We start from the raw sequence: 13,179 nt of genomic DNA, 5'->3' as shown, positions 1-13,179 counted from the left end.
AGTACTAATGCTTCAGCAGAATCTTTTAATGCTAAAATAAAAGCTTTTAGAGCCCAGTTTAGAGGTGTCAAAAATGTAGAATTCTTCCTTTTCAGATTAACCACAATTTTTGCATAAACACAACTTTTGGGAATGATCCGTTTTACCTGAGCTGGATTAGGGCATTAAAAAAGGGTCTCAATCTCTTGAAACCCTTGTTATTCCTAGTAGCGGGAACTGGACTCGAACCAGTGACCTTCGGGTTATGAGCCCGACGAGCTACCTACTGCTCTATCCCGCGATGTTTGCGAGTGCAAATATACAACGTTTTTACATTTGTGCAAGTATAAAATGAAATAAATTTTAAAAAAGTTTCTTTTCCCTATTTTTCTTTCTCGAATCCAAGGATTTAGTTACTTTAGTTTTTATGAATAAAATTAATGAAGCTATAAGCGCTCTTATTCCCTATGCGGAATGGGCAATGCTCTTTTTTGTAATTGGAGGAGGCCTTTTTTTATTAATCTACTCAAGATTTAAGCCTTATTTAATGTTTCGGCATGCTATTGAGGTAGTTAAAGGAAAGCACGACGATCCAAACGACCCTGGAGAAATTAGTCATTTACAGGCGTTATCTTCGGCTGTTGCCGCAACCGTTGGACTCGGAAATATTTCGGGAGTTGCAATTGCAATCTATCAAGGCGGGCCAGGGGTTGTATTTTGGATGTGGCTCACAGCTATTATTGGAATGGTTATAAAATTTTATTCTTGTAGCTTGGCTGTAATGTATCGAACAATAGATAGTAGCGGGGCTATAGAATCTGGTCCAATGCATTATATGACAAAGGGAATGGGGAAAAAAGGGAAACCTTTAGCAATCTTCTTTTCCATAGCTGGACTTATTGGTTTTCTAGGTGTTTTTACCGTAAATCAGTTTACGCAAACTTTTATGAGTGTAGTAAATCCAGACGTTACAATTGCTGCATTAGGAGATTTTAACTGGAAACTTATTATTGGATTAACACTTTCGGTATTAACCTCTTTAGTGATTTTTGGCGGACTCAAAAAAATAGCTAAAGTAGCTACGGCAATTGTTCCTTTTATGGTGGCACTTTATTTTATTGCAGTTTTAGTAATAATGTTTACCAATTTAAGTGGTATAATACCTTCAATTAAATTAATTTTTCAAGAAGCTTTTAATTTCGAAACCGCTATTAAAGGAGGTTTTTGGGGTTTAGTGATTTTGGGGGTGAGACGCGCTGTATTTTCAAATGAATCTGGTTTAGGAAGTGCCCCAATGTACCATGGGGAATCTAAAACAAACGAACCAGTACAAGAGGGTTTAGTAGCTATGTTGGGTCCATTTATAGATACTATTATTGTCTGTACATTAACAGCGTTGACTATTATTATAAGTGGTGCTTATTTAGAAGCAGATAATAACGGAATTGCAATGACATTGTTGGCTTTTGAAAAGTCATTGTTTGGATATGGCCATATTTTGCTAATGTTAATTGTTGCAGCTTTTGCTATGTCTACCTTATTTACGTATTCATATTATGGTACAAAATGCTTAACTTTCCTTACAAACATTAAAATTGGTAAGTTTTTTAATATTTATTACGTAGCTACCATTACCTTTGCAGCAATTACTTCGGTGGGGGTTGTTATTAATCTTATAGATCTGGCATATGCATTAATGTGTATTCCTAATATGATAGCGGTAGTTTATCTAGCGCCAAAGGTTAATAACTCCTTGAAGTTATATTTTAAAAAGGTAAAAGATGGAGAATCATAAGGCAGGTTTTGTAAATATTATTGGGAATCCAAATGTTGGAAAGTCCACATTAATGAATGCTTTTATAGGTGAAAAACTTTCTATAATAACCTCTAAAGCGCAAACTACACGTCATCGTATTTTTGGAATTGTTAATGGAGATGATTTTCAAATAGTTTTTTCTGATACTCCAGGAATTATAAAACCAGCATATGAGCTTCAGCAATCTATGATGGATTTTGTAAAATCGGCTTTTGAAGATGCCGATGTGCTTATCTATATGGTAGAGATTGGGGAGAAAGAGTTAAAGGATGAAGCCTTTTTTGATAAAATAACTGCTTCAAAATTACCAGTTTTATTATTGCTGAATAAAATAGATATTTCTTCTCAAGAAGTATTAGAAGACCAAGTGCAATGGTGGAGCGAGAAAGTGCCAAATGCCGAAATTTATCCTATTTCAGCATTAACAAATTTTAATATAGATACTGTTTTTAATCGTATTTTAGAATTGTTACCAGCATCACCTCCTTTTTATCCTAAAGACCAAATTACCGATAAACCAGAACGTTTTTTTGTTAATGAAACGGTACGTGAAAAAATCCTTATCAACTACAAAAAGGAAATTCCATATGCTGTAGAAGTAGAAACAGAAGAGTTTATAGAAGATGAAGATATTATTCGAATTCGTTCTGTAATCATGGTAGAAAGAGATACGCAAAAGGGAATTATTATAGGGCATAAAGGAGCTGCTTTAAAAAGAGTAGGGGTTCAATCTCGAAAAGATTTAGAGAAATTTTTTGGAAAACAAGTGCATATAGAAATCTATGTAAAAGTTAATAAAAACTGGCGCTCTAATCAGAATCAGTTAAAACGCTTCGGCTACAACCAAAAATAGAATTTCCTTAGTACTGCTAGAGCAGTTTCAAGAAAAATAAAAGTATCGTTTGTACAGGAGTTAAGTAGTATTTACCTCATATAATTAATAACAATAATTTTACTTTCAGAAAAAGAAGTAACAAAACCTTTCTAATCAAGTAACACTAACTTAAAACTGCTTTAGTTTCTTTGGGATTGATAAAAAACCTAACCAATGAAACTAAGATTAATCTCTGCTATTGCTATGTTGGCAATAGCTCTTTCTGCTTGTCAAAAAGACGACGATGGCTCTGTTGTAGAAGTTCCAGAAGCTAAAGAAGTAAATTTTCAACACCTTACTACTATTAATGCTGGAGGAACTACAGAGATTTCGGCATTTGATGCTATTTCCAAAAAGTTGTTTACTGTAAATCCAGATGCTAATGAAGTAATGGTGTTTGATTTATCTAATATTTCTTCACCTAAACAATTAAATGCTATAGATGTAAGTGCTCTTGGAACTCCAAATAGTGTGTCGGTATATGGAGATATGTTGGCAATTGCAGTAGAGGCTAGCAATAAACAAGCAAACGGAAATATCTTAGTTTATAATACGGACTCTCAAGCACTACAAAATACTTTTAGCGTAGGTGCATTGCCAGACATGGTTTTATTTTCTCCTGATGGAGAATATATTGTTACTGCCAACGAGGGAGAGCCTAGTGCAGATTATTTAAACGATCCAAAAGGAAGTATTAGTATTATAGAAGTAGCTTCTGGGAATGTTTCTACTTTAACATTCGATAGTTTTGCGTCCCAAGAAACAGCGCTAAAATCTGATGGATTCAGAGTTTTTGGTCCTGAGGCTAGTTTTGCACAAGATATAGAGCCAGAATATGTAGCAATCTCAGACGATTCCAAAACTGCATGGGTAACACTACAAGAGAACAATGGAATTGCGAAGGTAAGTTTAGAGGCTAAACAAATCTCTGCTATTTATCCATTAGGATTTAAAGATCATTCTTTAGCAGAAAATGCTTTGGATGCAAGTAATAAAGACGATGTTACGGAGTTGAAAAATTGGTCAGTAAAAGGAGTATATATGCCAGATGCAATTAAACATGTGGCTATTGATGGGGTGTCTTATGTAATTACTGCCAATGAAGGAGACGCTAGAGATTATGATGCTTTCTCTGAGGAAGAAAGAATAAAAGACCTTACGTTAGATGCAATTGCTTTTCCTGATGCCGCCATGCTTCAAGAGGATGAGAATTTAGGGAGATTAAAAGTTACTACTACATTGGGCGACACTGATGGCGATGGTGATTATGATGAATTATATGCCTATGGAGCTCGTTCGTATACTATTTGGTCTGAAAATGGAGCTTTAGTATATGATAGTGGAAGTGATATAGCAAAAAAAGTTCTTGAGTTTACTCCAGATCATTTTAATGCAGATGAAGGAGAAGTAGATGGAAGGAGTGATGATAAAGGTGCAGAGCCAGAGGCGGTAGAGGCATTAAAAATTGGGGAACGTACAATTATGTTTGTAGGTTTAGAAAGAAATAGCCAAGTAATGGTTTACGATATAAGCAATCCAACTGCGCCAGAATTTATACAATTTCTTAGTCAAGCAGGAGACGATGCACCAGAGGGAGTTCTAGCAATAAGCGCAGAAGATAGTCCTTCAGAAAAAGAACTGTTAATTGTAACAAATGAGGCTAGTGGTACTATTAGCATTTATGAGAACAAATAATATAGAAGGTTAGTTTTAATTCCGTAGAAGAGGTTGTCTATTTATGTAGGCAGCCTTTTCTTTTTTTAGTAAGATTTTACATATAATATTCTTTGTAAGTAAAATGAAAAGCAAAGGTTTTATAGGAGCCTTTTTAGGTGTTATAAATAGTAGTTGCAGCTTAATGAATATATTATTTGTTGCTGTTGAGCGGACGTTGAGAGCCTATGGATACGGAAAAAGATACATTTATAAATTCGCGGGAAACAACTTTTAATCAGCTTTAAACTTCTGTGCCTTATGGTGTAGAGTGGTTTCCTGAAAAGCAATTGTTAAAAACTGAAAAAATAGAATTACCTTTGCGCCATAAAATTTTAAGTATGAGTGCCATTGTAGCCATTGTAGGAAGACCGAATGTTGGTAAATCAACTCTTTTTAATCGAATGATTAAAAGAAGAGATGCTATTGTTGATGAAATTAGTGGAGTTACGCGTGACCGTCATTATGGGAAATCAGATTGGAATGGACGTGAGTTTTCATTAATAGATACAGGAGGGTATGTTGTAGGAAGTGATGATATTTTTGAAAAAGAAATTGATAAACAAGTAGAGTTAGCTATTGATGAAGCTGATGTAATTATTTTTGTAGTAGATGTTACTGCTGGAGTAACAGGTATGGATGATGAGGTTGCGCAATTATTGCGTAGAGCAAATAAGCCTACATTTTTGGCGGTTAATAAAGTGGATAGTGCCCTTAGAGAAGCTGATGCAGTTGAATTTTATGCTTTAGGTTTAGGAGCGTATTATACTATTTCTAGTATTAATGGTAGTGGAACTGGAGAGTTGTTGGATGCCGTAGTAGAAAAACTTCCAGAAGATTCTGGGGTTGTTGAAGAAGAGCTTCCTAGGTTTTCTGTAGTTGGACGTCCAAATGCGGGGAAATCGTCTTTTATTAATGCTCTTTTAGGAGAAGACCGTTACATTGTTACCGATATTGCAGGAACTACAAGAGATAGTGTAGATACAAAATACAATCGTTTTGGTTTTGAATTTAACTTAATGGATACCGCAGGAATCCGAAGAAAAGCCAAAGTAAAAGAGGATTTAGAATTTTATACAGTAATGCGTTCGGTACGAGCTATAGAACATAGTGATGTGGTAATGCTTGTGCTAGATGCTACTCGTGGTTTTGAAGGTCAAGATTTAAATATATTTTGGTTGGCAGAAAGAAACCGTAAGGGGATTGTAATTTTAGTGAATAAATGGGATTTAGTTGAAAAAGAAACGAATACCGTAAAACAATTTGAAGCTTATATTAGAAAACAAATTGAACCTTTTACGGATGTGCCTATTATTTTTATTTCTGCATTATCAAAACAGCGTATTTTTAAAGCAATTGAAACGGCTGTAGAGGTTTATAATAATAAAACAAAACGCATTGCTACTTCTAAATTAAACGATACAATGTTGCCTATTATAGAGCATACCCCACCACCATCTCATAAAGGAAAATATGTTAAGGTAAAGTTCTGTACTCAGTTGCCAACACCAACACCTCAGTTTGCTTTTTTTGCAAATTTACCACAATATGTAAAAGATCCGTATCGTAGGTTTATTGAGAATAAATTGAGAGAAAATTTTGATTTTAAAGGAGTTCCAGTACAGGTGTATTTCAGAAAAAAATAAAAATAAACTTTCTCATAGTAAACAGTAGGTGCATTGAAGGAAAACTAAAAAAACATTTCAAAGCAAATAGCGATTATTGAGTTAAAAAAATATTAAAAAGTAAATATTACGTTTATTGGTAGTGGTTTTATTCTATTTTCGAAGAAACTATACCAAAACAAATGAAGAAAATATCCCTACTATTTTTCTTAGTAATGAGTGCAATTTCATTTTCGCAAGAATATGAGGTTACAGGAAAAGTAATTGACGAAACTACAAAGGAGCCTCTCGAAGCTTCTACTGTTTATGCTGAAAGTATTCAAGATAGTACCATGGTGTCTTACACAATTTCCGATCAAACGGGAAACTTTGTACTAGACTTAAATTCTGCTCAAGAAAAACTTAATTTATTTATAACCTATAATGGCTATACGCCTGTTAAGAAAGTAATTACTCTTAGCAAGAAGAGCATTGCTTTAGGGGAAATTGCTCTTGCTTTACAAGCAGAGCAATTAGAAGGGGTTAGCGTAGTTGGAGAGCGTGTTCCTATTAAAATTTCTAAAGATACCTTAGAATTTAATGCTAATTCTTTTAAAACTCGTCCAGATGCTAATGTGGAGGACGTTTTGAAAAAACTTCCTGGGGTTGAGGTTGATACCGATGGTAAAATTACCGTGAATGGAAAAGAGGTTAATAAGGTATTGGTAAACGGACAAGTATTTTTTAGTGATGATCCAAAGGTTGCTACCAAAAGTTTGCCAAAAGAGATTATAGATAAAATTCAGATTTCCGATACAAAGTCCAAAACACAAGAATTTACTGGAGATGATGGGGATGGAGAAACAAAAACCATCAACATAACAATTAAAAAGGATAAGAATAAAGGCTATATGGGGCGTGCTTCATTAGGTTACGGAACAGATGAACGCTACCAAGTAAACGGTTTGCTTAATTATTTTAAAGATAAAGAACGGATTAGTTTTATAGCCAGTTCTAATAATATCAATAATGCAGGTTTTTCTTTTGACGAAATATATGATATGGTTGGGAATACTCGTGGTGGGTATGATATTGCCAATAGCAACGGACTCATAAATAATTACGGAAGAGGAATTACAACGTCATCTACCATTGGAGCAAGTTATGCCAATGCTCAAAAGGATGCTTATGAGTTGAGTGCTAATTATTTCTTTGCTTATAGCGATTCTTATAACGATCAAAAAACATCTAGAGAGAACTTATTGCCAGAGGGGAGCTTCTTTACCAATAGTGTGTCCCGATTTGATGGTTCTACAAATTCTAATAGCGGATCTGCAGATTTAGAGTTTGATATTGATGAAACGCTTCGTGTTTCTATAGAACCTTCTTTGAATGTTACTAGAGCTAACTCTATGGATACAAGTAACACAACTTCAACAAATGTGGATGGAGAACTTTCAAACAGTAACGATGTACAAACTTTAGATGATGGCTTACAAAGGAATTTTTCTAATAGCTTAAATATTATTAAGAAACTCGATACGCTTGGTAAATTTGTAAGAGTTACTTTTTCAAATAATAATTCTAAAAACGAAAATGAATCAAATTTTCAGTCTACAAGAGAGATTTTTGGAGATGATGCAAGTGTTGAGTCTGTAAACCAATTTACCACAACTAATAATAGAAATGATACATATGAAATAGGGGTTTCGTACAGACAGCCACTTGGAAATAAATTCTTCTTGGATTTCGGATATGGTTATGAAGATATGAAGCAGCGAAATGAGAATGATGTTTTAGATTTTAATGAAAATACATCGAGTTACGATAATTTTAATGATGCATTAAGTACCGATTTCGAATTTAGTAACACTCAACAAACGCCTTCTCTCGGTATCCGTAGAGATGGGGAGAAATGGCGTTGGAGAGTTGGAGCAGATTATGCATTAACCGATATAAATAATGATGATTACTTACATCAAGGAACTTTTGAAAGAAGTTATGAGAATTTGTTGCTTAATGCATCGTCATCATACAGATTTAATCAAAATATGCGTTTTCGAATAAATTATCGTACTAATATTCAAGTGCCTTCGGTTGGGCAGTTGCAACCTGTTATAAATATCAACAACCCATTAAATATTAGACAGGGTAATCCAGATCTAGATGTGTCCAAAACACATCGTTTGTCGTTAAATTTTAATAATTATAATTGGAGAGAACGCACAGGTTTGTTTTTGTATGCTGGTGGAGAAATTCAAGACGATAAAGTAGTAAGTGTAACAACTACCGATGAAAACTTTTTAAGAACTACCACCTTCACAAACGTAAACGGAAACTATAATGCGTATTTGGGCTTTGGATATTCTAAGCAAATAAAAAAAGATACTACTTATACTGTAAAACTTAATTTCCATCCGAATATTAATTATAATAAAGACGTAAGCTTTAATAACGGACAGGAATTAATTTCAAAACGGTTTAGTGTTAGTCCAAGAATTAGTACCACTTTTAATTATTTAGAGCTGGTAGAGATTGAACCAGGGTATAATATTTCTTATAATAACACAAAATATAATATTGATAGGTTTGATGATATTGAGTTTATATCGCATACAGCTTCGTTAAGAACTACAACGTATTGGCCTGGAAATGTAGTATGGGGTAATGATATCAATTATAATTATAACGGAAATGTATCTGACGATTTTGATAAAGATGCTCTTTTTTGGAACATGAGTTTAGGGTATCAATTCTTTAAAAAGAAAGCAACTTTTAAAGTATTAGCTTACGATTTGCTAAATCAAAACAATAATGTAAGCAGAAGTACTGGAGCCGATTATATTCAAGATTATCAAAGTACCGTACTAACACAATATTTTATGGCTAGTTTTAGCTATAAATTTGATCAGTTTGGAGGGAAAGCGCCAGGTAGAAGAAGAAGATAAAAAATAACTCATTCCGCCCCAAGGCGGAATGAGTTATTTTTTATCTTCTTGCCACTGCTGTTTCCTTGATTTTCAATGTTTTTAGCATAGGCCATAACCAAATCAAAAACAATGGAATTTTATTAAAACCTCAACAAATTCAGTACGTTTAAAGAAATTAATAAAAACGTTTTGGACGCTATTAATTTTGTATATTAATTAGCTTTGACAAGTGCCTTTAGATTTGTATAATAGATTTTTACATAAATTTAGAAAGAGAAAAGAAGTAAAAGTAAACTAAGGCAAGAGACATCTACTTTGAGATTTTAGTCTTTTGTGTTATATAATTCGATAGCCTTTACATAATCTTTAGCCCCCTGCGCATTTATATTATTAATAAAACCATCTAGTTCGGGGTGATTTAATTTGACCCAATTAACTAAAGAATCTCTTTCTTTTTGCCATAGCTTCCAGTTTACGTCAATACAATCTAAATTTTCTATTTTGATTATTTTTCCTGAATTAAATGCAAACTTATATTTACAGATAAGAGGATCGTTTTTTAGGAATTTAAACCTTATAGAGCTTACAGAGACAGTAGTAGTGATTGTATTATCCTGACTTTCTATGGCAACCAAATTATAAGTTGGTTTGAAGGTTGAGTCCCATTTAAAATGGTCGTAATAGTTATCTGGTGAGTAGGTCATTATATAGTCACCTTCAGTAATTATAAGTGTATCAGATACTGTACTCCGTATTTGGTTAAAGTCAGAGTTTTTAAACCCTTCATAATATTGAGATATTAGCCTAGACTTTTTATTTTCTGTACAACTGTAGGTGATGAATAAAATGAAAATGAATAATATTTTTTTCATAGAGGTAGTTTTCTTAAGCTCAGTATAGCTACCAACTACCGCCAGCGCCGCCACCACTAAAACCACCGCCGCCGAAGCCTCCACCAAATCCGCCTCCACCGAAGCCACCTCCAGAAGAACCTCCGCCGAAGCTTCCACCACCACGACCAAGATTACTAAGTATAATCATGTCCATTAAATCGAAACCGCCACCTCTACGACCACGGTTTCCACCTCCACGATTGTTTCTAGAAAGAATAATCATAATAATTATAAAGATGATAAAGAGGAAAATAAATCCGCTACCGCCACCTCCAGAAGATTTTCCACTTCTTGGCTTTGGAGTGCCTTTATAAGTACCTGCAAAAAGGTCGATAAGGGCATCTGTTCCTTTATTTAATCCGCTGTAATAATCGCCTTTTTTAAACTCTGGAATAATTATATTTCTTATAATCTCTCCATTAATTCCAGCGGTTAGCTTTTGCTCTAAACCATACCCTGGAGAAATCCATATTTTACGTTCTTTTTCAGCTAATAAAATAAAAACGCCATTATCTTCTTTGGATTGTCCTACTTTCCATTCGTGTGCCCATTTAGGAGCAAGCATACCTATATTTTCACCATTTATTGTAGGAACCGTAGCAATTACAATTTGCGTACTAGTAGTATCAGCATAATTAATAAGCTTTTGTTCTAATGCTGTTTTTTCTGAAGCAGAAAATACGTTTGCATAGTCATAAACACTAGTTTGTTTTTCGGGTAATTTTGGAATATCAAATTGAGCATATATCGATTGTAAAGAGATACATGCTAAGAAAAATAATAGAAAGGCGAATTTTTGTTTTTGCATCAAAATTTAGCTTTTGGAGATTTGGTCTGATAATTCATTTACATCGTCGTGTTGCCATGGAAAATGCTTTTGCAATTCTACTCCAGCTTTTAAAATTCCTTCAACAAGCCCATCCTTAAAATGGTTATTTCGAAAGTGTGTTTGTATAATGTCTTTGGTGCTATCCCAAAAACCGTTAGGAACTGCCTTGTCAATTCCTTTGTCTCCGTATATGGCAAAGGTTTTATCGTCTGTGGCAACATAAATCAAAACTCCATTTTCATCCTTAGTATTGTCCATTTTTAGCATATGAAAAATTTCATTGGCTCTTTTTAAAGGATCTTTTTTACTAGAAGCTTCTATATGAACACGAATTTCTCCAGAAGTTTCTTTTTCTGCTTGTCGGATGGCATCTACAATCTCTTTCTCTTCTTCGGAAGAAAGGAATGCTTCTACTTTAGATGATTTCATGTGTTAATAACTTAAATGAGTTTATTATAAAAAAGGTGCTGTTGTTACACAGCACCTAAATGTTTTATTTGTCAAAATCAAATTCAACATCAACAGGTTTTTCTGCGCCTGCTTCAGCATCAAAATATGGTTTGCCTTCAAAACCAAACCAGCCAGCTAATATAGAATTAGGGAAGGTTTTTACATGGTTGTTATAAGGCTTGATAGCTTCATTGAATCTAACTCTAGCAGTTTGAATACTGTTTTCAGTACTGGTAAGTTCGTCTTGTAATTTCAAAAAGTTTTGGTTTGCCTTTAGCTCTGGATAGCGCTCTACACTTACTAAAAGTCTACTTAAAGCACCACTCAATCCACCTTGAACTTGGTTAAATTGTTCTAGCTGTTCTGGAGTGATATTCTCTGGGTTAATATTTACTGAAGTAGCTTTTGCTCTGGCTTCAATAACATCGGTAAGTGTATTTCTTTCAAAATCTGCTGCTCCTTTTACGGTATTAACTAAATTTCCGATAAGGTCATTTCTACGTTGGTAAGCAGTTTGTACATTACCCCATGCCTCAGAAACATTTTCATTTAAATTAATGGCTTTGTTATTAAAACCTACAGCCCAGTTGTAGACTCCAAAACCTATTATAGCCAATACAATTAAACCAATAATCCACTTTTTCATTTTTCGATATTTTATTAAGTTGTTAATTTTTGTTGTAGCTGGGGATGCTCCTCTCTTAAAAAAGATTCTTCAAAATTCAGCAATAAAATCGGAATAGAGAAATAATTTTATAATTGATCTTTAATTTTAGTGAGCTCAGCTTTAACTCCTTCTAATTTACGAATAATCTCATAATTAGAAAGTGCTTTTTGTTTTTGCTCTTTTAAGTGAAGTTTTGCACCTTCCAGAGTAAAGCCTCGTTCTTTTACTAAATGGTAAATAAGACTCAAGTTTTTTAAATCTTCTTGAGTAAACTTTCTGTTTCCTTTTGCGTTTTTTTTTGGTTTTAGAATATCAAATTCTTTATCCCAAAATCTAATTAAGGAAGTGTTTACATCAAAGGCTTTTGCAACTTCTCCAATGCTGTAATATAATTTTTCTGGAAGATTTATATGCATTAGTCAAGAGATTGGTTTTCTTGTGATGCAGCATGTAATAAAGCTTCGTATTCATCCGCAGATAAACTTCCGTAGTAGAAATTAATCGGATTAATTCGGTTGCCGTCTTTCCAAACTTCATAGTGGCAATGAGGTGCTTGAGATCTTCCTGTGCTTCCAACAAGGCCAATTAAATCACCTCTTTTTACTTTTTGCCCTGGACGAACTTTATATTTACTTAAATGCCCATAAAGACTCATATAGCCAAAGCCATGGTCAATTCTAATATGTTCTCCATAACCCGAAGACCTGTTGTCTGCACGAGTTACAACCCCGTCTCCAGTTGCATAAACTGGAGTTCCTCTTGGCGCAGTAAAATCCATTCCATAATGCATTTTTCTAACTTTAGTAAATGGGTCGGAACGCCAACCATAACCAGAAGCCATTCTTGTAAGATCTTCGTTGCTTACTGGTTGAATTGCTGGAATTGCTGCCAATAGTTTTTCTTTTTCTTTAGCAAGACTAGTTATCTCATCTAAAGATTTAGATTGGATTACTAATCTCTTTTGTAATTTTTCAAGTTTCTCGGTAGCGTCTATTATTAAATCAGAATTATTAAATCCTTCTAAATTTCTATATCTATTAACTCCTCCAAAACCAGCGGTTCGTTGTTCTTTTGGAATCGGACTTGCTTCAAAGTAAAGTCTGTAAATATTATTATCTCGATCTTCAATATTTGCTAGCACTTCTTCCATTTGAGTCATTTTATTTTCTAATAGCTCAAATTGAAATTCATAATTTTTTAATTCTCTAGCTTGGGAGAGTTCTTTTGGAGTGTTTACCAAATTAGTATTTAATAGAATAAGTAAACAAATTCCACCAAATAAAAAGGCAGCGAGTACAAACAAACTAATATTTACAACCTTTTTACCTTTTTTAGGTTCAATCCTTCTGTAAGATAATGTTTCAGAATCGTAATAATATTTTACCTTCGTCATTAGTTTAAAAATTCTATTTTTGCCACATAAA

12 protein-coding genes and 1 tRNA gene are annotated in these 13,179 nt (G+C 33.8%); 6 read left to right on the top strand and 7 right to left on the bottom strand.

What is annotated here, in order from left to right:
- A partial coding sequence (locus tag AC13CQ_RS13155; RefSeq protein WP_482875575.1) for a transposase occupies positions 1–117 on the top strand: 117 nt, incomplete at its 5' end.
- 90 nt (positions 118–207) lie between these two features.
- On the opposite strand, the gene AC13CQ_RS13150 is transcribed toward AC13CQ_RS13155, so the two are convergent.
- Positions 208–280 (bottom strand) — tRNA-Met (locus AC13CQ_RS13150).
- A gap of 126 nt (positions 281–406) precedes the next feature.
- Here AC13CQ_RS13150 and AC13CQ_RS13145 point away from each other — a divergent pair.
- From AC13CQ_RS13145 to AC13CQ_RS13125, 5 genes are all read left to right on the top strand, one after another.
- Complete coding sequence (locus AC13CQ_RS13145; protein WP_337899729.1) at positions 407–1,774, top strand: alanine/glycine:cation symporter family protein; 1,368 nt, start codon at positions 407–409, stop codon at positions 1,772–1,774.
- Positions 1,761–2,648 (top strand): GTPase Era, encoded by an 888-nt coding sequence (gene era / locus AC13CQ_RS13140; protein ID WP_008613698.1) that lies wholly within the window; start codon positions 1,761–1,763, stop codon positions 2,646–2,648. The genes AC13CQ_RS13145 and era overlap by 14 nt, the downstream gene beginning before the upstream one ends.
- Before the next feature lie 195 nt (positions 2,649–2,843).
- Complete coding sequence (locus AC13CQ_RS13135) at positions 2,844–4,364, top strand: choice-of-anchor I family protein (protein WP_474507063.1); 1,521 nt, start codon at positions 2,844–2,846, stop codon at positions 4,362–4,364.
- Positions 4,365–4,723: 359 nt separating this feature from the next.
- Positions 4,724–6,028 (top strand): ribosome biogenesis GTPase Der, encoded by a 1,305-nt coding sequence (der, locus tag AC13CQ_RS13130; RefSeq protein WP_335588282.1) that lies wholly within the window; start codon positions 4,724–4,726, stop codon positions 6,026–6,028.
- 161 nt (positions 6,029–6,189) lie between these two features.
- The gene (locus AC13CQ_RS13125) at positions 6,190–8,934 is read left to right on the top strand and encodes an outer membrane beta-barrel protein (RefSeq protein WP_474507064.1); all 2,745 of its coding nucleotides are present in this window, start codon (positions 6,190–6,192) and stop codon (positions 8,932–8,934) included.
- 305 nt (positions 8,935–9,239) lie between these two features.
- On the opposite strand, the gene AC13CQ_RS13120 is transcribed toward AC13CQ_RS13125, so the two are convergent.
- The 6 genes from AC13CQ_RS13120 to AC13CQ_RS13095 all read right to left on the bottom strand — a co-directional run bounded on the left by AC13CQ_RS13120 (position 9,240) and on the right by AC13CQ_RS13095 (position 13,148).
- Positions 9,240–9,788 carry a hypothetical protein gene (locus AC13CQ_RS13120; RefSeq protein ID WP_482882934.1) on the bottom strand — a complete coding sequence of 183 codons (549 nt, stop codon included), beginning with the start codon at positions 9,786–9,788 and terminating at the stop codon, positions 9,240–9,242.
- A gap of 28 nt (positions 9,789–9,816) precedes the next feature.
- Positions 9,817–10,617 carry a TPM domain-containing protein gene (locus AC13CQ_RS13115; RefSeq protein WP_337899725.1) on the bottom strand — a complete coding sequence of 267 codons (801 nt, stop codon included), beginning with the start codon at positions 10,615–10,617 and terminating at the stop codon, positions 9,817–9,819.
- A gap of 6 nt (positions 10,618–10,623) precedes the next feature.
- The gene (locus tag AC13CQ_RS13110; protein ID WP_474507065.1) at positions 10,624–11,067 is read right to left on the bottom strand and encodes a TPM domain-containing protein; all 444 of its coding nucleotides are present in this window, start codon (positions 11,065–11,067) and stop codon (positions 10,624–10,626) included.
- Between the two features lie 64 nt (positions 11,068–11,131).
- Positions 11,132–11,734, bottom strand: a complete 603-nt coding sequence (locus AC13CQ_RS13105; protein WP_337899724.1) for a LemA family protein — start codon at positions 11,732–11,734, stop codon at positions 11,132–11,134.
- Between the two features lie 107 nt (positions 11,735–11,841).
- Positions 11,842–12,171, bottom strand: a complete 330-nt coding sequence (locus AC13CQ_RS13100; protein ID WP_008613681.1) for a MerR family transcriptional regulator — start codon at positions 12,169–12,171, stop codon at positions 11,842–11,844.
- Positions 12,171–13,148: a M23 family metallopeptidase gene (locus AC13CQ_RS13095; protein ID WP_008613679.1), complete on the bottom strand. Its 978-nt coding sequence runs from the start codon at positions 13,146–13,148 to the stop codon at positions 12,171–12,173. The genes AC13CQ_RS13100 and AC13CQ_RS13095 overlap by 1 nt, the downstream gene beginning before the upstream one ends.
- Between the last annotated feature and the right edge of the window lie 31 nt (positions 13,149–13,179).

Source organism: Galbibacter sp. L-19 (assembly GCF_056857615.1).
The sequence above is the reverse complement of the archived record's forward strand: the minus strand, read 5'-3'. Positions and strand labels throughout refer to the sequence as shown.